At 68.8% G+C, this 24,586-nt stretch carries 25 protein-coding genes and 2 pseudogenes; 17 read left to right on the forward strand and 10 right to left on the reverse strand.

Going from position 1 to position 24,586, the window contains the following annotated elements:
- The first annotated feature begins 358 nt into the window (after window positions 1–358).
- On the forward strand, window positions 359–946 hold the full coding sequence (locus ABD808_RS23395) for a sigma-70 family RNA polymerase sigma factor (RefSeq protein WP_344900487.1): 588 nt from the start codon (window positions 359–361) through the stop codon (window positions 944–946).
- Window positions 943–1,941: a hypothetical protein gene (locus tag ABD808_RS23400; protein WP_344900197.1), complete on the forward strand. Its 999-nt coding sequence runs from the start codon at window positions 943–945 to the stop codon at window positions 1,939–1,941. The genes ABD808_RS23395 and ABD808_RS23400 overlap by 4 nt, the downstream gene beginning before the upstream one ends.
- Before the next feature lie 9 nt (window positions 1,942–1,950).
- Here the strand turns inward: ABD808_RS23400 and ABD808_RS23405 are convergent, their stop codons facing one another.
- The gene (locus ABD808_RS23405) at window positions 1,951–2,340 is read right to left on the reverse strand and encodes a DUF5319 domain-containing protein (RefSeq protein WP_344900199.1); all 390 of its coding nucleotides are present in this window, start codon (window positions 2,338–2,340) and stop codon (window positions 1,951–1,953) included.
- 241 nt (window positions 2,341–2,581) lie between these two features.
- On the opposite strand from ABD808_RS23405, the gene guaB reads away from it, so the two are divergent.
- The 4 genes from guaB to ABD808_RS23425 all read left to right on the forward strand — a co-directional run bounded on the left by guaB (window position 2,582) and on the right by ABD808_RS23425 (window position 8,100).
- Window positions 2,582–4,075 (forward strand): IMP dehydrogenase, encoded by a 1,494-nt coding sequence (gene guaB, locus ABD808_RS23410; RefSeq protein WP_344900201.1) that lies wholly within the window; start codon window positions 2,582–2,584, stop codon window positions 4,073–4,075.
- 104 nt (window positions 4,076–4,179) lie between these two features.
- On the forward strand, window positions 4,180–5,295 hold the full coding sequence (locus tag ABD808_RS23415; protein ID WP_344900489.1) for a GuaB3 family IMP dehydrogenase-related protein: 1,116 nt from the start codon (window positions 4,180–4,182) through the stop codon (window positions 5,293–5,295).
- Between the two features lie 104 nt (window positions 5,296–5,399).
- Entirely contained in the window at window positions 5,400–7,133 is a 1,734-nt protein-coding gene (locus tag ABD808_RS23420) for a glycerol-3-phosphate dehydrogenase/oxidase (protein ID WP_344900206.1), read from the forward strand.
- Between the two features lie 97 nt (window positions 7,134–7,230).
- Window positions 7,231–8,100 carry a phosphotransferase gene (locus ABD808_RS23425; RefSeq protein WP_344900208.1) on the forward strand — a complete coding sequence of 290 codons (870 nt, stop codon included), beginning with the start codon at window positions 7,231–7,233 and terminating at the stop codon, window positions 8,098–8,100.
- 40 nt (window positions 8,101–8,140) lie between these two features.
- Here ABD808_RS23425 and ABD808_RS23430 read toward each other — a convergent pair whose 3' ends face one another.
- The 3 genes from ABD808_RS23430 to ABD808_RS23440 all read right to left on the reverse strand — a co-directional run bounded on the left by ABD808_RS23430 (window position 8,141) and on the right by ABD808_RS23440 (window position 9,656).
- Entirely contained in the window at window positions 8,141–8,542 is a 402-nt protein-coding gene (locus tag ABD808_RS23430; protein ID WP_344900210.1) for an NUDIX hydrolase, read from the reverse strand.
- A 126-nt stretch (window positions 8,543–8,668) separates the two neighbouring features.
- Complete coding sequence (locus ABD808_RS23435) at window positions 8,669–8,854, reverse strand: DUF397 domain-containing protein (protein ID WP_344900212.1); 186 nt, start codon at window positions 8,852–8,854, stop codon at window positions 8,669–8,671.
- Complete coding sequence (locus tag ABD808_RS23440) at window positions 8,841–9,656, reverse strand: helix-turn-helix domain-containing protein (protein ID WP_344900214.1); 816 nt, start codon at window positions 9,654–9,656, stop codon at window positions 8,841–8,843. The genes ABD808_RS23435 and ABD808_RS23440 overlap by 14 nt, the downstream gene beginning before the upstream one ends.
- Window positions 9,657–9,821: 165 nt before the next feature.
- Between ABD808_RS23440 and ABD808_RS23445 the strand changes: the two genes are divergently transcribed.
- On the forward strand, window positions 9,822–10,220 hold the full coding sequence (locus ABD808_RS23445) for an ATP-binding protein (RefSeq protein ID WP_344900216.1): 399 nt from the start codon (window positions 9,822–9,824) through the stop codon (window positions 10,218–10,220).
- Window positions 10,217–10,591: a hypothetical protein gene (locus ABD808_RS23450; RefSeq protein WP_344900218.1), complete on the forward strand. Its 375-nt coding sequence runs from the start codon at window positions 10,217–10,219 to the stop codon at window positions 10,589–10,591. Before ABD808_RS23445 ends, ABD808_RS23450 begins: the two co-directional genes overlap by 4 nt.
- 233 nt (window positions 10,592–10,824) lie before the next feature.
- Here ABD808_RS23450 and ABD808_RS23455 read toward each other — a convergent pair whose 3' ends face one another.
- Window positions 10,825–11,811 carry a carbohydrate-binding protein gene (locus ABD808_RS23455; RefSeq protein ID WP_344900220.1) on the reverse strand — a complete coding sequence of 329 codons (987 nt, stop codon included), beginning with the start codon at window positions 11,809–11,811 and terminating at the stop codon, window positions 10,825–10,827.
- A 399-nt stretch (window positions 11,812–12,210) separates the two neighbouring features.
- On the opposite strand from ABD808_RS23455, the gene ABD808_RS23460 reads away from it, so the two are divergent.
- Window positions 12,211–12,384, forward strand: coding sequence for a hypothetical protein (locus ABD808_RS23460; RefSeq protein WP_344900222.1), 174 nt, complete (start codon window positions 12,211–12,213; stop codon window positions 12,382–12,384).
- 201 nt (window positions 12,385–12,585) lie between these two features.
- Here the strand turns inward: ABD808_RS23460 and ABD808_RS23465 are convergent, their stop codons facing one another.
- Window positions 12,586–12,885 carry a putative quinol monooxygenase gene (locus tag ABD808_RS23465; protein WP_344900224.1) on the reverse strand — a complete coding sequence of 100 codons (300 nt, stop codon included), beginning with the start codon at window positions 12,883–12,885 and terminating at the stop codon, window positions 12,586–12,588.
- Between the two features lie 270 nt (window positions 12,886–13,155).
- Here ABD808_RS23465 and ABD808_RS23470 point away from each other — a divergent pair.
- From ABD808_RS23470 to ABD808_RS23485, 4 genes and pseudogenes are all read left to right on the forward strand, one after another.
- Window positions 13,156–13,869 (forward strand): annotated as a pseudogene (locus ABD808_RS23470) (M20/M25/M40 family metallo-hydrolase); the annotation flags it as partial.
- A 109-nt stretch (window positions 13,870–13,978) separates the two neighbouring features.
- Window positions 13,979–14,170, forward strand: coding sequence for a hypothetical protein (locus ABD808_RS23475; RefSeq protein WP_344900514.1), 192 nt, complete (start codon window positions 13,979–13,981; stop codon window positions 14,168–14,170).
- On the forward strand, window positions 14,158–15,372 hold the full coding sequence (locus ABD808_RS23480) for a glycine C-acetyltransferase (protein WP_425548969.1): 1,215 nt from the start codon (window positions 14,158–14,160) through the stop codon (window positions 15,370–15,372). Before ABD808_RS23475 ends, ABD808_RS23480 begins: the two co-directional genes overlap by 13 nt.
- A 190-nt stretch (window positions 15,373–15,562) precedes the next feature.
- Entirely contained in the window at window positions 15,563–16,168 is a 606-nt protein-coding gene (locus tag ABD808_RS23485; RefSeq protein ID WP_344900226.1) for a hypothetical protein, read from the forward strand.
- A 14-nt stretch (window positions 16,169–16,182) separates the two neighbouring features.
- Here the strand turns inward: ABD808_RS23485 and ABD808_RS23490 are convergent, their stop codons facing one another.
- On the reverse strand, window positions 16,183–16,788 hold the full coding sequence (locus ABD808_RS23490) for a TetR/AcrR family transcriptional regulator (protein WP_344900228.1): 606 nt from the start codon (window positions 16,786–16,788) through the stop codon (window positions 16,183–16,185).
- A gap of 205 nt (window positions 16,789–16,993) precedes the next feature.
- On the opposite strand from ABD808_RS23490, the pseudogene ABD808_RS38575 reads away from it, so the two are divergent.
- Both ABD808_RS38575 and ABD808_RS23505 read left to right on the forward strand, forming a co-directional pair.
- Window positions 16,994–17,571: pseudogene (locus tag ABD808_RS38575) on the forward strand (aldehyde dehydrogenase family protein); the annotation flags it as partial.
- Between the two features lie 158 nt (window positions 17,572–17,729).
- The gene (locus tag ABD808_RS23505; protein ID WP_344900232.1) at window positions 17,730–19,478 is read left to right on the forward strand and encodes an FAD-dependent oxidoreductase; all 1,749 of its coding nucleotides are present in this window, start codon (window positions 17,730–17,732) and stop codon (window positions 19,476–19,478) included.
- 21 nt (window positions 19,479–19,499) lie between these two features.
- On the opposite strand, the gene ABD808_RS23510 is transcribed toward ABD808_RS23505, so the two are convergent.
- Window positions 19,500–20,426, reverse strand: coding sequence for a zinc metalloprotease (locus ABD808_RS23510; protein WP_344900234.1), 927 nt, complete (start codon window positions 20,424–20,426; stop codon window positions 19,500–19,502).
- A 171-nt stretch (window positions 20,427–20,597) separates the two neighbouring features.
- Here ABD808_RS23510 and ABD808_RS23515 point away from each other — a divergent pair, with 171 nt between their 5' ends.
- The gene (locus ABD808_RS23515) at window positions 20,598–21,320 is read left to right on the forward strand and encodes a DNA alkylation repair protein (RefSeq protein WP_344900236.1); all 723 of its coding nucleotides are present in this window, start codon (window positions 20,598–20,600) and stop codon (window positions 21,318–21,320) included.
- A 44-nt stretch (window positions 21,321–21,364) separates the two neighbouring features.
- On the opposite strand, the gene ABD808_RS23520 is transcribed toward ABD808_RS23515, so the two are convergent.
- Window positions 21,365–22,345 (reverse strand): zinc metalloprotease, encoded by a 981-nt coding sequence (locus ABD808_RS23520; protein WP_344900238.1) that lies wholly within the window; start codon window positions 22,343–22,345, stop codon window positions 21,365–21,367.
- A 226-nt stretch (window positions 22,346–22,571) separates the two neighbouring features.
- Between ABD808_RS23520 and guaA the strand changes: the two genes are divergently transcribed.
- Complete coding sequence (gene guaA / locus ABD808_RS23525; RefSeq protein ID WP_344900240.1) at window positions 22,572–24,185, forward strand: glutamine-hydrolyzing GMP synthase; 1,614 nt, start codon at window positions 22,572–22,574, stop codon at window positions 24,183–24,185.
- A gap of 54 nt (window positions 24,186–24,239) precedes the next feature.
- On the opposite strand, the gene ABD808_RS23530 is transcribed toward guaA, so the two are convergent.
- Complete coding sequence (locus ABD808_RS23530) at window positions 24,240–24,584, reverse strand: hypothetical protein (protein WP_344900242.1); 345 nt, start codon at window positions 24,582–24,584, stop codon at window positions 24,240–24,242.
- Between the last annotated feature and the right edge of the window lie 2 nt (window positions 24,585–24,586).

Here is a 24,586-nt window from a genome sequence, read left to right on the forward strand (position 1 = left end):
CGGCTCGCGCCCGTCCGGAGATCGTCGGCAGACCCCCGTCCGTTCGGACGGGGGTCTCGCCTTTTAATACCGGAAAAACCTGTTTTTAGCTGGCTGAGCTGTTGAATGGCTTCTGTCCGGTATAACTGGCCCCAAAATCGGCGGCTCTGCGTAGCGGGGCGACCGCCATGCGTAGTATCCCCAGCATTGCTCCAGCACTGTGACCATTCCGTTGTAGAGCACGGTGCAGACACGCCCGGGCGTGCTGGGCATCATGCTTGACGTGACCGAGGGATGCTACGCCGGGACCATGACCGCGGCCGCTGCCGAACCCTCGGGGGGGCACGCCCCTCCACCACCCCACGTCACCGGCCGTGGGATACGGGTTCTGCGCGCGACCAAGGCGGCCGACGGTGACCTCAAGGAGCTGACGAACCTCGCCGTCCAGGGCGATCCCGGCGCCATCGAGGTCCTGATCGCCGAGGTGCGACCGATGATCGTCCGGTACTGCCGGGCCCGGCTCGGCCGGGTCTCCGGGCAGTACCACATCGCCGACGACGTCGCGCAGGAGGTCTGCATCGCCGTTCTGTCGGCCCTGCCCCGCTACCGGGACATGGGCCGCCCCTTCGCGTCCTTCGTCTTCGGCATCGCCTCCCACAAGATCGCGGACGCGCTGCGCAGCGCCGTCCGCGCGGCGGTGCCCACCGAGGACCTGCCGGACGGTCCGGACGACCGTCCAGGTCCCGAGGAGACGGTGGTCCGCTACATCGAGGCCCAGCGCGCCCGCGACCTGCTGACGCGCCTTCCCGAGCACCAGCGCGAGCTGGTGCTGCTCCGGGTCGTCGCGGGCCTGTCGGCCGAGGAGACCGGTAATGTACTGGGCATGTCCGCGGGGGCGGTACGGGTCGCGCAGCACCGGGCGCTGGCCCGGCTTCGGGCGATGGCGCGAGAGGAGTCGATCGCTTGACGGAGCGAGGCCCCTTCACTGGCATGCGGGGCGCCCCGGGTCCGGCCGAGCCTTCGAGCACCGGCGATCCCCCCGCGACGGCGACCGGGCCGCAACAGATCCCCGGTCTGCCCGCGGACCTCGGCGCCGTGCGCCGGACGGACGCGATCATCGACTCCCTGTCGGCCCGGCGCGCTGCCGGTACCGCGGCCCGTTCCACGACGGGCGCTGAGACCGGCGCCGAGGGGTGTGCCGAGGGCTGCCGCCCGCGCCAGGCCGACGAGCCAGACCCGGCCGTCCGGCTCCTGCGCGCGCTGATCACCGACGTGGACGAGGCCCCCGAGGCGGGCGCGGACACCACTCCCGCGCCACCGTCGCCGCCCGCTCCCGGCTCCGGTCCGCGGCGCCGTGGGCCCCGCACCATCGTCGCCCTCGGCGTGGCCGGGGCCGTTCTCGCCAGTACCGGTGTCGCCGCCGCGGGTGACGGCGTGTCGGAACGCGGCGCGGCCGCCCCCGTCCCGGCGAGCACGGGCGTGTCGGGCGACGTGGAGAAGCCCATAAGCACCGATTCCGACGCCGGGTTCCACGACGACTGGCGGGCCGTGTCCGTTCCCGGTGCGTCCTCGCCCGTGCGTGTCGTGCCCGTGCGGGTCGTCCCGGACCCCGTACGTCAGGCGGCGCGCAGACCGCCCGCCGAGCGCCGGGAGTACGACCCGACCAGGTCGCGGCCGAGGCACCTGTACCCGCACCAGACGCCGTCGCCGTCCGAGAACGCCCCGGTGACCCCCGCGTACTCGCCCACTCCGCGCCCGGAGGACACGCCGTCCAGCCCTCCGCCGTCGAGCCCTCCGCCGTTCGGTCCTGCGCCGTCCAGCCCCGCGCCGCCGAGTGGCACCCCGGGCTACGGCCGCCCGCCGAGCGGCGACCTCGGTGAACCCCCCGAGAAACGCCCCGACCAGTACAAGTACCGCCGTCACCACGATCACCGCCACAACGACCACCAGCGTCGCGGCTAGCGACTGGGGTCAGTTCTCGTCGCGGCCCTCTTCGCTGTCGATCACGCCGTCGACGTAGCCGCGGGCGTACTCCCAGCTGACGTAGTCGACGGGATCGGGTGACATGGCGGGTTCGTGGACGCGGGGCAGCCCCTGGTCCAGCAGGTGCCGCAGGTTGCCGTGCAGCAGGTCCCAGTCGATGTAGTGGAGCTTGCCGCAGTCGCCGCAGTCGACGGTGAGCCCGCGGACGCCGAGCGGCTCCAGCAGGGCCCGGAAGACCTCCAGGTCGGCGAGGTCGGCCAGCACGTCCTCCCGCTCCGTCACGCTGAGCGGAGCGGTCTCGTCGCCCGGGTCGCCGAGCGCCGACGCCGGATCCTCCGGATCTCCGGCGAACGGGTCGAGCGGAGCATCGTCGTGCACACACCCACGCTACTGCCCGACGCCGGGGGAGGTGCACCCCCCTGTCTGCTCCGTGCGTGGCCTGTCACGGACTGTTCGCTAGGAACGGGAATGTACAGGAGCGTCGGGCTTGTTGCGGGATGTCATCAAGGCCACGTGACCGCCGTCCCGAACGGCGCGTCCAGCCGGGGGCGCACGCTCTACCATGGGGACAGGGTCGCCGTGACCTGGCCCGACGCCGCCACTGAACGGGAAGGTAGTCATGAACCCCGCCGAGCCCGACAAATTCCTCCCGCAGGGCCTGACCTTCGACGACGTGCTCCTGCTGCCGGGCTACTCCGACCTCCAGCCGGGCGAGGCCGACACCACGACCCGGCTGACCCGCCGTTACTCCCTGCGCATCCCGTTGCTGTCCGCCGCGATGGACACGGTGACCGAGGCCCGGACGGCGGTCGCGATGGCGCGCCAGGGCGGCATCGGCGTGTTGCACCGGAACATGTCGATCGAGGAGCAGGCCGAGCAGGCCGACCGGGTCAAGCGCTCCGAGGCCGGGATGATCACCAATCCGGTGACCTGTCTGCCGGACGCGACGCTCGCCGACGTCGAGGAGCTGTGCGCCCGCTACCGGATCTCGGGCGTGCCGGTCACCGACGTCCGGGGCGTGCTGGTCGGGATCGTGACGAATCGGGACATGCGCTTCGAGTCCGACCCGTCCCGTCCCGTCCGCGCGGTCATGACGCCGATGCCGCTGGTCACCGCGCCGGTGGACGTGACGCGCGACGAGGCGTTCCGGCTCCTGGCGGGCAACAAGGTCGAGAAGCTCCCGCTCGTCGACGCCGACGGCCGCCTCAAGGGTTTGATCACCACCAAGGACTTCACCAAGAGCGAGCAGTACCCGCACTCCACCAAGGACGCCGACGGGCGGCTCCTCGTCGCCGCCGCCGTCGGCGTGGGCGAGGACGCGATCAGCCGCGCCCGGGCCCTCATTGATGCGGGCGCCGACGTGATCGTCGTGGACACGGCCCACGGCCACTCCAAGGGCGTCGCCGACACGATCGCCACCATCAAGGCCAATGCCGGGGTCGACGTCATCGGCGGCAACGTCGGCACCTACGCCGGGGCCGAACTGCTGGTGGAGGCGGGCGCGGACGCGATCAAGGTGGGTGTCGGGCCCGGCTCGATCTGTACGACTCGCATCGTCGCCGGTGTCGGCGTCCCGCAGCTCACCGCGATAGCCGAGGCGTCCCGCGCGGCGGGCAGGGCGGGCGTGCCGGTGATCGGCGACGGCGGCCTCCAGTACTCCGGCGACATCGCCAAGGCGATCGTCGCGGGCGCCGACACGGTGATGCTCGGCTCCCTGCTCGCGGGCGTCGAGGAGTCGCCCGGCGAGCTGATCTTCGTCCACGGCAAGCAGTACAAGTCGTACCGGGGCATGGGCTCGCTCGGCGCCATGCGCAACCGCGAGCGCGGCGGCTCCTTCTCCAAGGACCGCTATGCCCAGGCCGACGTCAGCGCCGAGGAGAAGCTGATCCCCGAGGGCGTCGAGGGCCAGGTGCCCTATCGGGGCCCGCTCGCCAACGTCGCGCACCAGCTCGTCGGCGGCCTGCACCAGTCGATGTGGTACGCGGGCACCCGCACGATCCCCGAACTCCAGGAACGCGGCCGTCTCATGCGCATCAGCGCGGCGGGCCTGCGCGAGAGCCACCCGCACGACATCCAGATGACGGTGGAGGCGCCCAACTACCAGGGTCGCTGACCCGCGCCCGCACCTCGCGACCCCCTGACGTAAGCTCTTGCCGGGCTCGTAGGACGATGGCCGGCGCACGCCGGGGCGAGGAAGGGACGGCAGTGGCTGCTGAGGTGGAGATCGGCCGGGGCAAGAGCGGCCGCCGGGCGTACGCCTTCGACGACATCGGCATCGTGCCGTCCCGCCGGACGCGCGACCCCGAGGAGGTCAGCGTCGCCTGGCAGATCGACGCCTACCGCTTCGAGATGCCGCTGGTCGTCGCGCCGATGGACAGCGTGGTCAGCCCCGCCACCGCGATCGCGGTCGGACGGCTCGGCGGCCTCGCCGTCCTCGACCTCGAAGGCCTGTGGACCCGCTACGACGACCCGGCGCCCCTGCTCGCCGAGATCGCCTCGCTGGACGACGCCCGCGCCACCCAGCGGCTCCAGGAGATCTACGCCGAGCCGATCAAGGAGGAGCTGATCGGCCGCCGCATCGCGGAGGTCCGCGACGCGGGCGTCACCGTCGCGGCCCGGCTGTCGCCGCAGCGCACCGCCCAGTTCCACAAGACCGTGATCGACGCGGGCGTCGACCTGTTCGTCATCCGCGGCACCACGGTGTCCGCCGAGCACGTGTCCGGACGCGCCGAGCCGCTGAACCTCAAGCAGTTCATCTACGACCTGGACGTCCCCGTGATCGTCGGCGGCTGCTCCACCTACACCGCCGCCCTGCACCTGATGCGCACCGGCGCGGCCGGTGTCCTGGTCGGGTTCGGCGGCGGCTCCGGCCACACCACCCGCACGGTCCTGGGCGTGGCCGTCCCCATGGCCACCGCCGTCGCGGACGTGGCCGCCGCCCGCCGCGACTACATGGACGAGTCCGGCGGACGCTACGTGCACGTGATCGCCGACGGCGGCATGGTCAACAGCGGCGACATCGCCAAGGCGTTCGCCTGCGGTTCCGACGCCGTCATGGTCGGCTCCCCGTTCGCCCGCTCCACCGAGGCCCCCGGCCGCGGCTACCACTGGGGCAGCGAGGCGCACCACGGCGACGTCCCCCGCGGCACCCGCCTCGAACTCGGGTCGATCGGCACGATGGAGCAGATCCTGCACGGCCCGTCCCATGTCGCGGACGGCTCGATGAACCTGATCGGCGCGCTCCGCCGGGCGATGGCGACGTCCGGCTACACGGAACTGAAGGAATTCCAGCGCGTCCAGGTCGTGGTGGCGCCCCGCCGCTCCACCGACTGAGCTGTAACCGACCCCACGCGGAAACGGTCATTTCCTGGGTGGACCCGACCCTACTCTTGGGTAGGAAACGCTCCGGAGACAGAACCGCACTGGGGGGAATCGCGATGACGGGATCACCTGCGACGGGCCTGGGCAGCTCCCGCCTCGGCCCGGCCGAACGGGCGGCCGCGCTGGACCGCATGGCACGCGAGGAGTTCGACGTAGTCGTCGTAGGCGGCGGCATCGTAGGCGCCGGAGCGGCGTTGGACGCGGCCACTCGAGGCCTATCAGTCGCCGTAGTGGAGGCCCGAGACTTCGCCTCAGGCACCTCGTCCCGCTCCTCAAAACTGATCCACGGCGGCCTCCGCTACCTGGAGCAGTACAACTTCGACCTGGTCCGCGAGGCCCTCACAGAACGCAGCCTGCTCCTCCAACAAATCGCCCCCCACCTGGTCAAACCCGTCCCGTTCCTCCTCCCCACGACTCACCGAGTCTGGGAACGCGGCTACTTCGGCGCAGGCGCAGCGCTCTACGACATCCTGGCCTTCCAGATGGGCAACACCCGGGGCGTCCCGCACCACCGCCACCTGACCCGCCGAGGCGCGCTCCGCCTGGCCCCGTCCCTCCGCAAGGACGCCTTCGTAGGCGCGATCCAACTCTGGGACGCCCAGGTGGACGACGCCCGCTTCGTCATGATGGCCCTGCGCACGGCCGCCGAGTATGGCGCCCAGATAGCGTCCCGCACCCAATGCGTAGGCTTCCTCCGCGAGGGAGAACGCGTAACAGGCCTCCGAATCCGCGACCTCGAAAGCGACACGACAGCCGAGGTCCGCGCCAAACAGGTAGTGAACGCCACCGGCGTCTGGACGGACGACATCCAGGAACTGGTAGGCGGCCGAGGTCAAATCCACGTAAAGGCTTCAAAGGGCATCCACCTGGTAGTTCCCAAGGACCGTATCCACTCCGCGACAGGCATCCTGCTCCGCACCGAGAAATCGGTCCTCTTCGTGATCCCGTGGGGCCGCCACTGGATCATCGGCACCACCGACACCGCCTGGGACCTCGACAAGGCCCACCCCTCAGCCTCCAAGGCCGACATCGACTACGTCCTGGACCACGTCAACTCGATCCTCTCCACACCCCTGACCCACGACGACGTGGAGGGCGTCTACGCGGGGCTCCGCCCCCTCCTCACGGGCGAAACAGAAGAAACCTCAAAACTCTCCCGCGAACACGTGGTAGCGCACCCCGTTCCCGGCCTAGTCCTAGTGGCAGGCGGCAAATACACCACGTACCGAGTCATGGCCAAGGACGCGATAGACGCCGTAGCCCACGGCCTGGACGGCAAGATCCCCGAATCCTGCACCGACCGCGTCCCCCTGGTAGGCGGCGACGGCTTCCAGGCAATGTGGAACGCCCGCCACCGCCTGGCGGCCCGCTCGGGCCTCCACGTAGCGCGCATCGAACACATCCTCCGCCGCCACGGCACCCTGGTGGACGATCTCCTGGAGTTGATCGCCGAGAGACCCGACCTGGCCAAGCCCCTGACAGGCGCCGACGACTACCTCCGCGCCGAGATCGTCTACGCCGCCAGCCACGAGGGGGCCCGCCACCTCAACGACGTCCTCGCCCGCCGAACCCGCATCTCCATAGAAACCTGGGACCGAGGCGTAGGCGCCGCCGACGAGGCCGCCGACCTCCTGGCCCCCGTCCTCGGCTGGTCCAAGGAACAACGAGACCGAGAAATCGAGTACTACCGCAAACGCGTAGAAGCAGAACGCGCCTCCCAAACCCAAGAAGACGACCAGGAAGCCAACGCCCACCGCCGAGGCGCCCCCGACATAGTCCCCACCGCCTAATCTCGCCCTGGCAGGGCTCCGCTGTCGGCCTCGACCACGACACACTGGCGAGAAGCGCGCCGCGCTTTCCCATCCACGCATCTTCAGGACATCTGCCATGTTCTCCGAGCCTGACGGCTCCGACGTCCGTGAACGCGTGAACGCCGCCCGCGCCAGCGCGGCGGACCGGCTCGGATGCTCGCCCGTGTCCGGTGGAACCAGAGCCTGGGGCCACGGCGGGAGGACGCTCGGCACACCAGTCGCGACGTCCAACGGCAAGGCCTGGCTCCGCGTGCTGGAGGCGCCGCTGGGAAAAGAGGGCGGAAAGCTCTGGACCGGCACCAAGGAGGCAACCACCGCCCTCCCGCCGGACGTCCCACGTCCCCGACTACTGGACTCAGCCGAGTGGGCTCGTGACAGGTACGCCTACCGAACCGGACTCAGCACATTCGTCACGGCGTCCGTATGCTCCGATTCCCCAGCTCTCACCGAAAACATCGCTCTTTCGGACGAGTGGTGGTCCCAACTGCGGCGGGCCATGAACAAGGTCGCGTCCACGCCCGTCCCGGTGGACCGACCGCCCGTTGTCTCTTCGGACTACATACACCGCACCATTCCCCGCTATCTCGGTGACACGGGCATCGACACCAACGTCGGCCACTGGAACCTCGCCCACGGTGACCTGCACTGGGCCAACCTCGCCGGCCCAGGCCTGACCATTCTCGACCGGGAAGGCTTCGGCCCCGCCCCGCGCGGATTCGACGCCGCCCACCTTCACGCATACGCGCTGCCCGTCCCAGAACTCGCGGCCCATGTCCGCGCCATTTTCGCCGACGTCCTAGAAACGCCAGAAGGTCGTCTAGCAGAACTCACCGTCGCGGCCATCCTCCTGCAAGCCGCCGACCGCGACCCCGTCCACGCCCGCCTCGCCCCCCACATCCGAAAGAACGCTCAACTACTGCTAACCCGCGCCCGACGCAAACCGTGACCTGCCCGCCGAAGAAGGCGGGCCCCTGGTAACCGGTGTGTCAGTGGAGTTGGCCGACCTGGTGTAGGTGGTCGAAGATGATCTGGTCGACGGGAGAGACCTGGTCGCGGTCGGCGTAAGTCAGCCAGACCAGTTCGGCGATTTCGTTGCTCGGTGCCGGTTGGCCCTGGTGGTCGGCGGTGTAGCAGGTCATCTGCACCGTGATGCCGTCCGCGTGACCATGTGCTTGTGCCCGGAAGGTGCCCAGGTGCGCGGCGGTGGTCGCGACGATGGTGATGGCGAGTTCCTCGTCGATCTCCCGGACGAGGGTCTCGAGGTCGGTCTCGCCGGGTTCGCGCTTGCCGCCGGGGATGTAATAGACGTCCTTGCCAAGTGATCGCGTGCTGAGGATCTTGCCATCCCGCACATGGATCCAGGCGATCTTGTCGATGGTCGTTGTCATCACTCCATGGTGACGCGGACGCCACCCGCCCGACCCGTCGACAGCCGCGCTTCCCCAGCCTGGGAAGAGGTGACCGAAACAGAGAAACCCCGGGCACCCACTGCGTGCCCGGGGTTTCTCTGTGATCTAGAGGTTCTTGAGGGTCTCGGTGAGGCGGCGGAAGTCTTCGCGGCTCATGAGGATGTTGCCGCCGTTCGGGTCTTTGCTGTCACGGATTCCCACGACGCGGCTGAGCCCGGCGAGCTCGACGCAGGCGCCGCCGTTGCCGGAACTGCGTGAGGACTTGCGCCAAGTTGCCCTAGTCACATCCATGCACTTCTCCCATGATGCGGCGGATGAGCGATGCTGACTGCTTCACTGGCAGCGCGGTCGACTTGATTGCCTCATAGCAGGCGACCCAATGACTAAGGTCGTCGTGCCGCTCGATGAAGCGTCCACCACTCAGATCCTCAGTGTAGGCCACAGTGACCCCGTCAGCGACGGTCAACAGAATGAAGCTGCACGTGAGTCCGGCGTGAGCCCCGGTATCGAAGGGGAGGATCTGAACCGTGATCTTGGGGTGGTCGGTGATCTCCAGCAGGTGAGAGAGTTGGTCGCTCATGACCTTGCTGTTTCCCACGGGGCATCGTAGGACTGGTTCTGTTACGACAACCCACAGGGTCGGTGCGGTTGGTTCGGAGAGAAGCGCCTTGCGCTCTATTCGAGCGGTCACGAGAGCCTCTATCTCGTCTGGAGAGTCTCCGGGACGTCCGGCGCGCAGTAGTTCGCGCGTGTATTCGGGGGTCTGGAGAAGACCGGGAATGCACAGCGCTTCGTACCAGCGGATCATGCTGGTCTTCTTTTCGACTTCGAGGTATTCGGCGAAGCCAGTGGGGAACCGGCGTGCCTTCCGGAAGTCGAGCGCGCGCAGTAGCGCGCCGCCTGTGTTGAGTTCTTGATCGCATGCGGTTGCGAATGGCACCGAGGCCGGGACCTGCCCGGTCTCGGCGCCGGAGATCAGTGATTCGGAGAAGCTGATCTTGACGGCGAGTTCCGCTTGCGTGAGACCGGCCATGGTGCGGTGGTGCCGTAATTCTCGGCCCCAGATCGCTTGGGGGCTGTAGGGGTCGATCATCGGATGGAGACCTCCTGGTTTGTCGGACTTCGGCGAGTTCAAAGCCTTCAGTGAATACCGGTCGGGGTTCAGAGTTGCATCGAGGTGTTGTGACTTGCCCACCAAGCGTAACTTCGTCGGCTCAAGCTGGGGTCACTTCGCGAAACCAAACCGAAGGTCGTACCGATGCCAGCACCCGTTCAGTCGCCAGAGGTGTCCACGCTCGTCACACGTCCCACCGTCAATGCACCGGGGTTGGCGCGAGAGTTCGTCGCCAAGTGCTTCTGCGATCTGGGAGTCGCGGACGACTACGTGGTGAAGATCGTGGTCACCGAATTGGTGACCAACGTCCACAAGCACGTCAAAGTCGGACGGATCGTCATCCGAGTGTTCGAGGACGAGCGCGACGACTCGGTGGTCGTGGAGGTCTGGGATCAGGGCGAAGAACTGCCGGTCATTCGGGAGGCCGAGGACATGGACGTGTCCGGACGCGGTCTCTTCATGATGTCGTTGCTGGTTCGTGAATGGGGCGTGCGGCCGATCAGTGAGGGAGGGAAGATCGTATGGGCGAAACTCGACCGTTGACCGTCCGAGTGGGGCGGCGCGTCCTGCGACTGCGCACACACTTCGGACGCTCGAAAGCCGTCCGATATCTGGACACCCTCAGCGCCGCACTCAAGCCGCTGGGCTACAGACCCATCCGGCTCTACCACCCAGAAGAGTTCCCGGCCCCGATACCAGGCGGAGAACCCCTCCTCTGGATCTACGTCCCAGGCCCGCACAGCCATGTGGGGACAGTTGTGAACGCCCGTGCCGTAGCGAACCAGATGTGGGCCTACCACGAGGCCCAACGCGGCAGGCACGGCTACCTTTCTCCCTGCGGCGATGCGAAGGCGGCCGCAAAAGAGATCGACAGGCTGCTGAAACACAAGATGTATCCAGGTAATCCCTGGTGAGAGCCACGAGGACGTGTTGCTGCCTTCCCTTGCGCGTTCCTCGTGTCTGGGGATGACACACAAGTGAGGCTCCTTGGCTGGCTGGGGAGCTGTGGGCAGTGTCATCTCGGCCTCTGTCCCTTCTTTGAAGAGGGGGAGGGACAGGGGGCGCTCAATGGTGGAGCGGAGCGGCTGCCTCAGGGAGCCGCGTCTGGGGAGCCTCGCGAGCGGGCTTGTGGGGGCGCATTCGACATCTACTTGGGGTAGTCGAAAGTTCGTGTTCCGGCGTAGGTCAGGCCGGTGACGCGGTAGTGGTGGGCGGCTTCGCTGGCGGGGTGGTCCGGGCCGACGTTGACCGTGTCGGCGCGGGACCAGATGCCGTTGACCTTGTGGTCGATGAAGTAGATGAACTCGTTGAAGTCCTCGGCGGACGACACGAAAGTGTTGACGATGGTCAGGGAACGCCGACCGGCGGTCAACGATGGCGAGATGTCGATGCTCTGGTCTTTCCACCGGTAAGTGGGCTCAACGGGGAGGGGCTGCCATGCGCCCGCCGGTGCCTGTTCCACGGTGATGGACGCGGTTTGCTCGGCGATGCCGGCGTCCAGGCGGCGGGTCAGGCGCACACCGGTGTTGCGGGGGTCGACGGTCACGGTGAAGCGGCTGGAACCGCCGGGGCCGAACGCTCGACCGTCGTCGGTCACCGAACGTCCTGCCGAGGTGTCCGGTGGAGGAGCTGCTTGTGGTCGGTTCTGTGAGCCGAAGGTGTCAGTGAGCACGACGAACGCCGCTGCGGCGATCGTCGCTGCCGCGATGGTGGCCAGTGCCGCGGATCTGCCGGGTCGGAGTCGCCTTCGACTCACGGGATTGGTGCTCGTTCGGTCCGGGTGATCTTGTTCCGGCGGCTCATCATTGAGGGGGGCGGCGGGCTCAGTCACCTCGGTGGTCGCGGGGTCGATCGCGTCCGGGGTGGCGAGCGGGCGTCCCTGAGCGATCGCTACTCGTTCCCAGGCGCGCTCCCAGCGGGGCAGTTGGTCTTCGGGGACACCGCAGGCCCGCAGGAACGCCACCATCACCGCCTTCTTGGGGAACCGGTGGCCAGCGAGGATGTCCGCACACGTGGCACGCGGCAACCGGGGGCCGCCCGCTCTGTCCGCCCGTCTCTCCAACTCCCGGATTGACGCGTCGGCCCGCGTTTGCTGCTCGGCCAGCAGCCTGGCCAGCTCCTGCGGGGAGGTCACCGATTCCAGTTTCTCCGGTTCGTCCCCAAGTCCCTGAACCCTCAAGCCGTGCACCTCACTCTGGCCTGGCGGGCGTCCGCCGCCCGCGCGCGTTCATAGTCACATGAAGTGACGGACCGTGACTCTCGGTCGGCTGAATGTGGCTACTTGGCGTCCGGATATGGTCACTGTCCGGGTTGACTCCGGAGTGATCCTGGACGAGTCCGTCCACCGTCCTGTTGGCCACCGCTGTGGCTGAGTGTGCTGGCTGAGGGCGCCGACCGGCTGCCCACCGGCGAGGCGCGGCATCGGGCGACGGCCGCGTCGACCTGCCTCACCGGAACTTGATCACGACAGGATGGAGACAAGATGTGCGGCATCCCTTTTCGTCGGCCAGGGCCAGAACGAGTCGCTGACCGGATGCGGGAACGTAGGTTCAACATCCACCTGCACCTGGACGGGACCGTCCTGGTCGCGGTGGCCACCGCGGTGGCGTTGTCGCACCACGGCGAAATCATCGAGCACGCCGAGGCATTGCTCGCCGCTGCCTCGCTCACCGTGGGCCTACTGAGCAGACCGGACGCCGACCTGTAGGTGCAGCAGAAGGCCACTTTGAGGTACGCGGTAGGCAGGTCTGACAGTTCGTGGCGGAGTCATATGGACAAAGCTGGTCAGCAGCTGGCCGGATCGGCGGCGGCTGGCCAGCCCGCCGAGGCCGCCCAGTCCGTGCCCGGTCAGCAGTTTGACATGGGCGGCGAGGGTGCTGGTGGCTGGGCGCTCAGCAGCGTCTCCCGCTCAGTTGGCGGTTCGCAGGATTGTGGTTCTGGGGGGCTCGCGGAGCATGGAGGTCGCCTCTGCCATGCCGCTGTCCGCGGCGTCCTGCATGTGCTGGTGGAAGGCTTCCACGTTCTCCCACTCTTGGATGGCGTAAAAGGCGCCGGGGTCGTTGATGTCGTCGTATTCGCGGGAGCCGACCATGCCGGGCTTCTCGGAGGTCGAGATGGCGTGCAGCAGGGCGTCGCGGGCCTCTTGTTCCCGGCCCTCCTTGGCGTGGATCTCGATCAGGACTGTCACGGCGTTCGAGATCGCGTTCATTGTGCATCTCGTTTCGTGTCGGGGCCCATCTGAGCATGATCGCACTCGGCGGGGGTTGGGCGAGTCACCAAGGGATGGGGTTCGGAGGTGTGTGATCGGCCGAGGCGGGGGGCTTTGGTGTGGTTCTAGGTTCGTCGCATGTCTTCCACAGCTTCTCGTTATCCAGGGCAGGGCGTCGCTCTTGTGGGTGCCGCTGAGCGGCGGCTCGGGGTGATGTTGGGTGATGCCGCTCAGTTGATCGAGGTCGAGTCGCCCAGTGCCGATCATGCGATGGTCGCCAGGAGTGCGGGCGAGGTTGCCCAGTTGGTTGAGCGGCGGTTGGGGGTCATTCCCGAGGTTCGGGTGGTGGACGGGGTCAGTCATGTGCTGCTCGTGCCCGAGCGGCCACGGGTGCTGTTGTTGGGGCACCATGACACGGTTTGGCCTGAAGGGTCGCTTGCTGACATGCCTTGTCGGGTTGATGAGGGTGTTCTTCGGGGGCCCGGGTGCTTCGACATGGTGGTGGGGGTTGTGCAGGCCGTGCATGCCTTGGCGCTCCTGCTTGATGGCGGACGGCATGACGTGCTCGATGGGGTTGGGCTGCTGATCACCGGGGACGAGGAGGTCGGGTCGGGGACCTCGCGTGGGCTTATCGAGGAGCTGGCGCAGCGGGTTGACGCGGTGCTCGTCCTTGAGGCGGCGGCTGATGGTGGTGCGTTGAAGACCGCGCGCAAGGGCGTTGACGTGTATGTCGTGGAGGTCGCTGGACGGGCGGCGCATGCCGGGCTTGAGCCTGAGCTTGGCGTCAATGCGGGGGTGGAGATCGCGCGGTTGGTCGGGCAGATCGCGGCGCTGGCGGATCCTCGGTTGGAGACGACCGTGACTCCGACGAGGATGCGCGCGGGTACGACGACCAATACGGTGCCCGATCGGGCGCGGCTTGATGTGGATGTGCGTGCTTGGACGGCGGTCGAGCTCGACCGGGTTCATGCCGCGCTCAAGGAGTTGGCGCCGGAGGATCCGCGCGCCACGGTGACCGCACGGGGGGCGGATCGCCGTCCTCGGCCTTCCGGAGAAGGAGTTCCCGGTCGACTTCGCCAAGATCGTCATGTCCATGATCACGCTCAGGGGCATCTACGGCCGCGAGATGTTCGAGACCTGGTACACCATGTCGGTGCTGCTGGAGGGCGGCCTGGACCTGAGCCCGGTGATCACCGGCCGGTACCCGTTCCAGGAGTTCGAGGCCGCCTTCGCCGACGCCGCCGACGCCCGCTGCGGCAAGGTCATCCTCGATTGGACCAGTTGATGCTCGACTCCGTCCGGCAGAACCTCCAGGCCACCCTCGACGAGATCCGGGACGCGGGCCTGCACAAGCACGAGCGCGTCATCGCGACACCGCAGAGCGCCGCCGTCACCGTCGGTGGGCGCCCCGGCGAGGTCCTCAACTTCTGCGCCAACAACTACCTCGGCCTCGCCGACGACCCAGCGGTCATCGCCGTGGCGAAGGAGAGCCTGGACCGCTGGGGCTACGGCACGGCCTCGGTGCGATTCATCTGCGGCACCCAGGAAGTCCACAAGGAACTCGAAGCCAGACTCTCCGCCTTCCTCGGAACCGAGGACGCCATTCTCTACAGCTCCTGCTTCGACGCCAACGGCGGCGTCTTCGAGACCCTTCTCGACGAACGCGACGCGGTGATCTCCGACGCCCTCAACCACGCCAGCATCATCGACGGCATCCGGCTGTCCAAAGCACGCCGCCTGCGCTACGCCAACCGCGACATGGCAGACCTGGAATGGCAGCTGCAAGAGGCAGGGAACGCCCGCCGCAAACTGATCGTCACCGACGGCGTCTTCTCCATGGACGGCTACATCGCGCCCCTGGACCAGATCTGCGCCCTCGCCGAACGCCACGGCGCCATGGTCATGGTCGACGACTCACACGCGGTCGGCCTGGTCGGCCCGTCCGGCCGTGGCACCCACGAGCTGCACGGCGTGATGGACCGGGTCGACATCATGACCGGCACCCTCGGCAAGGCGCTCGGCGGCGCGTCCGGCGGCTACGTCGCCGCGCGACGGGAGATCGTGGCACTGCTGCGCCAGCGCTCCCGGCCCTACCTGTTCTCCAACTCGCTCGCTCCCGTGATCGCCGCCGCCTCGATCAAGGTCCTGGACCTCCTCGCGGACCAGCCCCCCGGCTACGGCCGAGAACTGCGCCGACGCCTCTACGCGAACACGACCCTGTTCCGCGGACGGATGACCGTCGAAGGCTTCGACATCCTCTCCGGGGAGCACCCGATCGTCCCCGTCATGATCGGGGACGCCGAGCAGGCCGGACGGATGGCGGACAAACTGCTGGAGCACGGCGTCTACGCGATCGCCTTCTCCTACCCGGTCGTCCCACACGGCAAGGCCCGCATCCGCGTCCAGCTGTCCGCGCGCCACACCGAGCAGGACGTTGAACACGCCGTCAAGGCCTTCACCAAGGCCCGCACCGCCCTGACCACCTGAGCCACGGGGCTTCCGAGCCCGGCGGAGCCTGCTGAGACGTCCGTAAACCACTGTGACTCGCCACTTCCGTAGCGGCCTTCGGCCACAACAGTGTGCCCAGAGCGGTCACTCTCAGTTATCAATCCTGACTTTAGGTTGATGTGACGGCCTCACTATGAAGGCTCGGTTCAACGGCGAAAGGTGAGATCACATGCGTGGCAAGCTACGCCCCCTGCCCCTGCTCGTCGGCACCCTCCTCGCGACGGGGTCGCTGACCGTGGCGGCGGCCTCGGCTCCGGCGGCGGAGGACGCCGCCCGCCCCTCGGCCGAGGCGGCACAACCGCAGGTGGTGAAGGGGCCCAGCGCCAACCATTCGACCGCGACCTGTCCCGGCGGGACCAAGGTGGCCAACGGCGGCTATTCCGTCAGTAGCTTCGCGCAGGGCGGTGACGGAGCCATCCACGACTATGTGAAGGCCAACAACCCGGTCAGCGACGGCACCGGCTGGGAGGCCGTGATGCTCGACCCCGCCTCCAAGGTGGAGGCGTTCGCCATCTGCGTTCCCAGCGACCAGGCCCCGCAGGTGGTGAAGGGGGCCGGCGGTAACCGTTCGACCGCGACCTGTCCCGCCGGGGCCCTGGCGGCCAGCGGCGGCTACTCCGCCAGTAGCTTCGCGCAGGCCGGTGACGGAGCCATCCACGACTACGTGAAGGCGAACAACCCGGCCAGCGACGGCGGCGGCTGGGAGGTCGCGATGCTCAGTCCTGATTCCAAGGTGGAAGCGTTCGCGCTCTGCGGCACGCCTCCGGCGATGTGACCCGCCGGACGGGGTCAGGGGCGGGGGTGGCCTTGGACGAGGTTCTTGCCGGTCTTGTAGAGATTCGTGGGGACTCGATCGGGGTCGAGGAGGTGCTGGAAGGCCAGGCCTAAGTCGAGGGCCATGGTGAGGATGGCGCGGTCGCCCGGGGCCAGGTCGTCGGTGGGGGCGAGCTGGCTGGCCAGGTGGGCGCGGCGTTCGGCGTACCAGTCGGCGATGCGCCATCCGGCGGCGTAGTCGCGCATGCCGTAGAGCCAGAACTCGACGAGGAGCAGGGCGAGCTGGCGAGCCCGGTCGTCGGGGGTGGTGCGGGCCGAGCAGCGGCCCTCGGGGTCGGCGTCCTGTTCGGCGGCGCGCAGCTCGTCGCAGACGTCGGTGGGGGACGGGTCGCTGGTGAATCGCTCCATCAGCGCCAGCAGCAGGTCGGTCTTGCCCGCGAAGTTGGAGTAGACGGCGCCCTTGGTGAGCCCGGCCGCGGCGGCGATGTCGTCGAGCGAGGCGCCGTGGATGCCGTGTTCGGCCCAGAGACGCTCGGCGGCGGTGAGGAGCGCGGCGCGGGTCTCGTCGCGGCGGCTCCGGCGTGGGGGCGCCGCGTCATCCTCGGGGTGGCCGTCCGTCATGGGTTGATCCCTCCTGAGAATCTCTCTCCTGCCCTTCGGAATACACCGGTCGGACGCGGTCGGTCTCCGAGTTGCGGAAGTCCGCCTGGCTTGGAACGGTCCGGTTGGTGGGGATTTCGGAAAACGGGAGGAGCACGGCGAATCGGCCGGCCAGCGCGTTACCTGCGGGTAGCCAGAGGTGGGCGGGGGATCATACGCTGCGAGCATGGCATCTCCTGCCCCGCTCGACCGGTTGGCGTCGCGGGTCGCCTCGGACGGTTCCGAGACCGTGGTGGTCCAGAGCCCGTTCACCGGGGAGGCTCTCTCGACCGTCCCGATCTCCGGTGCCGATGACGTCCGCGCGGCCTACGAGCGGGCGCGGAAGGCGCAGGCGGCGTGGGGGCGGGCAACGCCGTCGTCCACAAGCCGGACACCCAGGCGTGCCTGTCCAGTCTGTGGGTCGTTGACCTGCTGGTCGAGCTCGGGCTGCCGAAGGACTTGTGGCAGGTGGTCGTGGGGGAGCCGTCCGAGATCGGGGACGCGCTGGTGGAGAACGCCGACTATGTCGCGTTCACCGGCTCGACGCGGGCCGGACGGGCCATCGCGGAGAAGGTCGCGCCCCGGCTGGTCGGCTACTCGCTGGAGCTCGGCGGCAAGAACCCGATGATCGTCATGGCGGACGCCGACGTGGAGCGCACCGCGCGCGGCGCCGTCCGCGCGTGCTTCACCAACGCCGGGCAGCTCTGCATCTCGATCGAGCGTATGTACGTGCACGAGGATGTGTACGACCGGTTCGTCCCCAGGAGGCCTGTTGAAGTTCACCGAGTCGCAGACGGTCGCCAGCCAGCACCTCCTCGACCTCGAACCCCCGGGCGGCATGGGCTACGACCGGTTCGCCGACCTGATGGCGTCCGGAGTCAAGATCATGAAGAGACTGCGGATCAAGTAGTAGGGGTCGCCCTGTGAAGCATGACTTCGACGTGCTCGTCATCGGGTCGGGGTTCGGTGGCAGCGTGGCGGCGCTGCGGCTCGTCGAGAAGGGGTACCGGGTCGGGGTGATCGAGGCGGGCCGCCGCTTCGACACCGGCCAGTCCGGGACTCCGGGGGCGCGGTATCCGGGGCTGCCGAAGACGAACTGGCGCGTCGGCCGCTACGTGTGGGCGCCCGCGCTCGGGCTCACCGGCCTCCAGCGGATGCACCTGATCCGGGGCGCGAAGTCGAGCCGGGTGATGGTGCTGGCGGCGGCGGGCGTCGGCGGCGGGTCGCTGAACTACGGCAACACCCTGTACGTCCCGCCGGGGCCGTTCTTCAAGGACCGGCAGTGGGCGCACATCACGGACTGGCAGGACGAGTTGGCCCCCTACTACGCGCAGGCCCGGCGCATGCTCGGCGTCGTCCAGAACCCGACGACCACCGAGGCCGACCGGGTCGTCCGGCGGGTCGCCGACCGGATGGGCAAGGGCGACACGTTCGTCAGGACGCCGGTCGGCGTGTACTTCGGGGACGGCGCGGCGGTCGAGAGCGCCGACCCGTACTTCGGCGGGGCAGGCCCCCGGCGGCGCGGCTGCCTGGAATGCGGCGAATGCATGGTGGGCTGCCGCCACGGCGCGAAGAACATGCTGACGGAGAACTACCTGTATCTGGCGGAGAAGGCCGGGGCGCGGGTCATGCCGCTCAGCCGCGTCACGAGCGTCCAACCCCTTGACGATGGTTACGAGGTCCAGATCGTGCGGACCCGGTCGTTCGGACGCCACCGCAAGACCCTCACTGCCGGGCAGGTCGTTTTCGCCGCCGGTACGTACGGCACGCAGAAGCTTCTGCACAAGCTGAAGGTGACTGGACGCCTCCCACAGTTGTCCGACCGTCTCGGCGCCCTGACCCGCACCAACTCGGAGGCGATCCTCGGCGGCGGACGCGCCAACCGCAAGGCGGGCCCCGACTTCTCCACCGGGGTCGCGATCACGTCGTCGTTCCACCCGGCCCCGGACACGCACATCGAACCCGTTCGGTACGGGCGTGGCTCGAACCTGCTCGCGGGCCTCCAGACGCTCCTCGTGGACGGTGACCGTCCCGGCGAGAAGCACAGGCCCCGGCTGCTGAGGTTCGTGCGCGAGGCGATGCGGCACCCCGGTCACGTCCTCCAGTCGCTGGACATGCGGCACTGGTCCGAGCGGACGGTCATCGCGCTGGTCATGCAGACCCGCGACAACTCGATCACGCTGAGCCCGAAGCGCGGCCCGTTCGGCTGGGACGTCCGCGCGTCGGCGGGGCACGGCGAGCCCAACCCGACGTGGATTCCGGAGGGCCACGAGGCGACCCGGCTGATCGCGGACGAGATCGGCGGCATGCCCGGCGGGACGTGGGGCGACCTGTTCGACGTCCCGCTGACGGCGCATTTCCTCGGCGGCTGCGCGATCGGCGACTCCGCCGAGTCCGGCGTCATCGACCCCTACCACCGGGTCTACGGGCATCCGGGGCTGCACATCGTGGACGGTTCGGCGGTCTCGGCCAACCTGGGCGTCAACCCGTCGCTGACCATCACCGCGCAGGCCGAACGCGCCATGGCGTTCTGGCCCAACCGGGAGGAGGACGACCCGCGTCCCGCGATGGGCGACCCCTACCGGCGGGTCGGTCCCGTCCCGCCGATGGAGCCGGTCGTCCCGGCGGACGCGCCCGGCGCCCTCACCCTCCCGATCATCGACATCACCTGAGCGCGCCGCCCAGGCACGGGGTCACGCGCGGTAGGCGGCCCACTGGTCCTGCATGCGCTTGGTCTGGCCGGACGTGAACTCCGTCATGCAGGAGTCGTAGCCGTAGTCCATGTAGTTGTGGATCGGGTCGGCTCCGGCGGCGGGGCAGGTGTCGCGGCCGGTCGGACAGCCGGACGCCGGGCTCTCCTCGGCCGGGGTGTCGGACACCTGGTCGCCCGGGCCCGAGCAGCCGTCCTGGAACGTGTGGAACAGGCCCATCCAGTGGCCCACCTCGTGGGTGCCGGTGTCGCCCTCGTTGTAGTTGGTGAGGGTTCCGCCCGGGAGGCTCTGGTAGTGGATGACCACGCCGTCCATCGCGGGCTGGGTGCGGTAGTCGCTGGGGAAGGTCGACCAGCCGAGGAGGCTCGACCCTAGGTCGGCGGTGTAGAAGTTGAGGTCCTGCGCGTTGCCCTTGTGCAGGGCGCTCTTCATCGCCTGCTCGTTGCCCTCGGGGTCGGAGAACCAGGTCGCGTTCTGCGTCCGCTTGACCTCGGCGAGAGTGAACGAGACGCCGCTTCCGGCGTAGGCCGCGTTCATGACGGCGATCTGCTTGTTCAGCGTCGCGTCGGGCACGTTCCCGGCACTGCCGTAGACGACCTGGAAGTGCACGCGGACGGTCATGGCCTTCACGCGCTGCTTCCGCAGCTTGCCGAGGCGGTTCTTGAAGTCCTTCTCCATCGCCGTGACCTTGGCCCGGCCGGGCTGGTGCGGCTCGACGGCGTGGGCGCCGGCTCGGACGCGGGCCAGCGAGGGTCCGTCGCAGGCGGTCGAGCGGGCGGCGGCCGAATGGGTGGGGGCGGCAGCGGGGGCGGGCGCCGCCAGGACCGCGGGCGCGGCCCCGGTGGCCGTGGCGGTGACCGTGGCGGTGGCGAGCATGCCGAGGACGCTGACGATTCCGGCGCGTTTCATGGAACTCCTCGCGGGGGCTTGCGTGCGTGGGAGGCGCGCGCGCAGGGGGAGCGGAGTGATTGCTGGAACAAGAGTGGAGGCGAACAAACATCACGTCTTTGGCAAACTTGGACGAATTAGGGCGAGCAACGCTGAATACGGCGCCCTAGCGCGGCGGCGTAGCGTGTCCGCATGGATGTCAGAGGCGAGGCGGCTCGGGTCATGGCCGATATGCGGGCCGACGCCGACCCGGTTCGGGCCGCGCATGAAAAGCGCTATCTGAAGAGTGAGTACGTCCATATCGGCGTGCCGGTGCCCACGCTGCGCAAGCTGGCGCTGTCATCGGTGAAGACCAAACCCACCCGGGACGAGTTGGTCGCTCTTGCCGAAACCTTCTGGGACGTGACCGACGACGGGCGTCCCGTCCACGAGGCGCGCATGGCGGCGGGGGAGGTGCTCGCCAAGCGGGCCGCACTGCTGGAACCGCGCGACGTCCGGCTGGCCGAACGGCTCATCCGCGACTCGGTGAGCTGGGTATATGTGGACCACCTTGCCGAGAAGGTGGTCGGCGCTCTGGTCGTCCGGCACCCCGACCTTGGAACGGTTTTGGACGAGTGGGTCGGCGACCCCTACATGTGGATACGGCGCACTGCCGTCCTGGCTCTGCTCGCGGGCGTCCGGGCGGGAAACCCGGATCTGGACAGGCTCGACCGGTTCGGCGACGCCGTGATCGGCGAACGCGAGTTCTTCATCCGCAAGGCCCTCGGCTGGGTGTTGCGGGAACTGTCCAAGAAGGACCCGGAATGGGTGGTGACCTGGGTGGAACCCCGCGCCGCCACCATGTCCGGGGTCACGCTACGGGAGGCCGTCCGGCGATTGCCGCCCGAAGACGCCGCCCGCATCCTCGGCCGTTGACGCGAGTCTGCGGGCCCAGCTCCTGAACCGCGCGGGATCTCTGATCAGGCGCGGTACGCCTGCCAGACGTTGTGCATCCTGGTGCCCTGTCCGGGGGTGAACGACGTCATGCAGGTGTCGTAGCTGTAGTCCATGTAGTTGTGCACGGGGTCGGCCCCGGGGGACGAGCAGGTGTCCTTACCGGTCGGGCAGCCGTTCGTGGCGTCGCGCTCGGCCGGGGTGTCGTCGACGCGGTCTCCGGAGCCTCCGCAGCCGTCCTGGAACGTGTGATAGAGCCCCATCCAGTGGCCGACCTCGTGCGTGGCGCTGAAACCCTTGTTGAAGTTGTCGATGTCGCCGCCCGGCATGCTGCCGTAGTGGATGAGGACGCCGTCCATCTTCGGCTCGCTCTTGTACCGCCACGGGAACGTGGACCAGCCGAGCAGGTCTCCGCCGATGTACGCGCTGTACAGGTTCAGCGTGCTCTTGCCGCCCTTGCGCAGCCTGGGCTTGAACGTCTTCTCGTACCGCTCGGGGTCGCTGAACCAGTCGGCGTTGTCGGTGCGGGTGATCTCGCGGAGCTTGAAGGAGATCTGGGTGTCGGCGCCCCCGTCGCCCCCGGCGTAGGACGTGTTCAGCGTGCTGATCTGGCGGTCGATCGCCGCCTTGGAGACATTGCCCTTGGAACCGTCGTGCAGGACGTGGAAGTACACGGGCACGCTGACCGGCGTCGCGTCGCGCAGCCCGCCGCTGGTCGACTGCTCGCCGGGGGCGGTGCCCTGGCCCAGGCCGAGACCGTCCAGGATCCGGTTGAGGCGCTGCTCGACGGCGGCGGCCTCCCCGGGCGTCAGCTCGTTGCGCTCGTGGCCCTGCCCTCCCGTCCGCACCCTCGCGCCCACGTGCGCGCAGTCGTTCACCGACGGCGCGGCGGCCCGCGTGAGGCTGGACGACGCGTTGGTGGATCGTCCCGCGGTGGACGGCCCCGTGGTCGCCGGGATGGCCGGAACGATGGCGGTGATCAGGGCGGTGACGGCGAGCAGCTTCACGGCACTCCTCGGGAGGACGCTTGCGGACGGGAGCCAGTCGGACACGGTGTGTTATCAACAGGTATCAGACCGGAGCCCTTCCATGAGTGCCGTCAAGGTAAATGGATGCTGACCGTTATCGGAGGATCGCACCACGTGATGGTCGTACGAGGCCGCGCATCGGCGCAGGCCGCACCGCCCGTAGACTGGTGTCCTCGTTCCGGCCCGTGCGAAAGGGCGTTCTTTGGTGGCCGCAGACCAGTCCTTTGACACCGTTCTCGTCGTCGACTTCGGCGCGCAGTACGCGCAGCTGATCGCCCGGCGCGTCCGCGAGTGCCATGTGTTCAGCGAGATCGTGCCGTCCACCATGCCGGCGGCGGAGATGCTCGCCCGGCGGCCGAAGGCGATCATCCTGTCCGGCGGCCCGGCCTCGGTGTACGAGCGGGGTGCCCCGGCCGCGCCGGAGGGGCTGTTCGAGCTCGGCGTCCCCACGTTCGGGATCTGTTACGGCCACCAGGTGATGGCGCGGGCCCTCGGCGGGACGGTGGAGAACTCCGACGTCGCCGAGTTCGGCGGCGCGACCCTCTCCGTCACGTCGCCCGGGATGCTGTTCGCGGGGCTGCCGAACGCGCAGCCTGTGTGGATGTCGCACCGCGACCACGTGAGCCGGGCACCGTCCGGGTTCACGGTCACGGCCAGCACGGACGTGACCCCGGTCGCCGGGATGGAAGACCGCGAGCGCGGCTTCTTCAGCGTCCAGTTCCATCCCGAGGTGCTGCACACCGAGCACGGCATGGAGGTGCTGCGCCGGTTCCTGTACGAGGGCGCCGGATGCCGCCCGAACTGGACGATGGTCAACATCGCGGACGAGTCGATCGAGGCCGTCCGGGAGCAGGTCGGGCCCAAGCGGGTGATCTGCGCGCTGTCGGGCGGCGTCGACTCCGCGGTGGCCGCCGCGCTCGTCCAGCGTGCCATCGGCGACCAGCTGACCTGCGTGTTCGTCGACCACGGGCTGCTGCGCAAGGGCGAGCCCGAGCAGGTCGAGAAGGACTTCGTCGCCGCCACCGGCGTGAACCTGCGCGTCGTGGACGCCCGCGACCGCTTCCTCAAGGCCCTCGACGGCGTCTCCGACCCCGAGGAGAAGCGCAAGATCATCGGCCGCGAGTTCATCCGCGTGTTCGAGGCGGCGGCGCGGGAGATCACCAAGGGCGGTTCCGGGGGGTCTGCGGGGCCGTCCCCCCAGAGTGGCGCGCCGGACGCCCCCGAACCGGTCGAGTTCCTCGTCCAGGGCACTCTCTACCCGGACGTGGTCGAGTCGGGCGGCGGCACCGGCGCGGCCAACATCAAGTCGCACCACAACGTCGGCGGCCTGCCCGACGACCTCCAGTTCACGCTGGTCGAGCCGCTGCGGAACCTGTTCAAGGACGAGGTCCGCGCGCTCGGCGAGCAGCTCGGCCTGCCGTCGGAGATCGTCTGGCGGCAGCCGTTCCCAGGCCCCGGCCTCGGCATCCGCATCATCGGCGCCGTCACCGGCGACCGGCTCGACATCCTGCGGGACGCCGACGCGATCGCCCGCGAGGAGCTGACCGCCGCCGGGCTCGACCGCGACGTGTGGCAGTTCCCCGTCGTGCTGCTGGCGGACGTCCGGTCGGTCGGCGTGCAAGGTGACAGCCGCACCTACGGTCACCCGATCGTCCTGCGCCCGGTGACCAGCGAGGACGCGATGACGGCCGACTGGGCGCGGCTCCCGTACGCCCTGCTCCAGCGGATCTCGACCCGCATCACCAACGAGGTGCGCGAGGTCAACCGGGTCACGGTCGACATCACGTCCAAGCCGCCGGGCACCATCGAGTGGGAGTGATCCCGACAGCATGAAGGCCCGGGTGCGCGTGCACCCGGGCCTGTCTGTTTCAGATTAGACAGAGACGGGGGCTAGCGCGGCCTCGGCCTCCAGGGTGGCGGCGGCCGCGTTCACGACGGCGGCGACGCGCAGCGCCTCCGCGCGGTAGTACACGTTGTTCATCGCCATGACGGACGCCGCGCCCTTGGCGGCCTCGAACGCCTCGGCGGACAGGTGCTCGACCGCCTCCTCGGCCAGTTCCCGGATCACGATGGTGCTCCGGGTGGCGAGGGCGCAGGCCAGGACCGTCCCCCACAGCCGCTGCTCGCCGAGCTGCGACGTGGAGGTCACCGAGCCCAGGTTGAGCTTGGTGTCCTTGGCGTAGCCGGGCAGGGCGGACTTCAGCGCGTCGACGCCCACCG

The sequence above is a fragment of the Actinomadura meridiana genome (assembly GCF_039537545.1).
Taxonomy (GTDB): domain Bacteria; phylum Actinomycetota; class Actinomycetes; order Streptosporangiales; family Streptosporangiaceae; genus Spirillospora; species Spirillospora meridiana.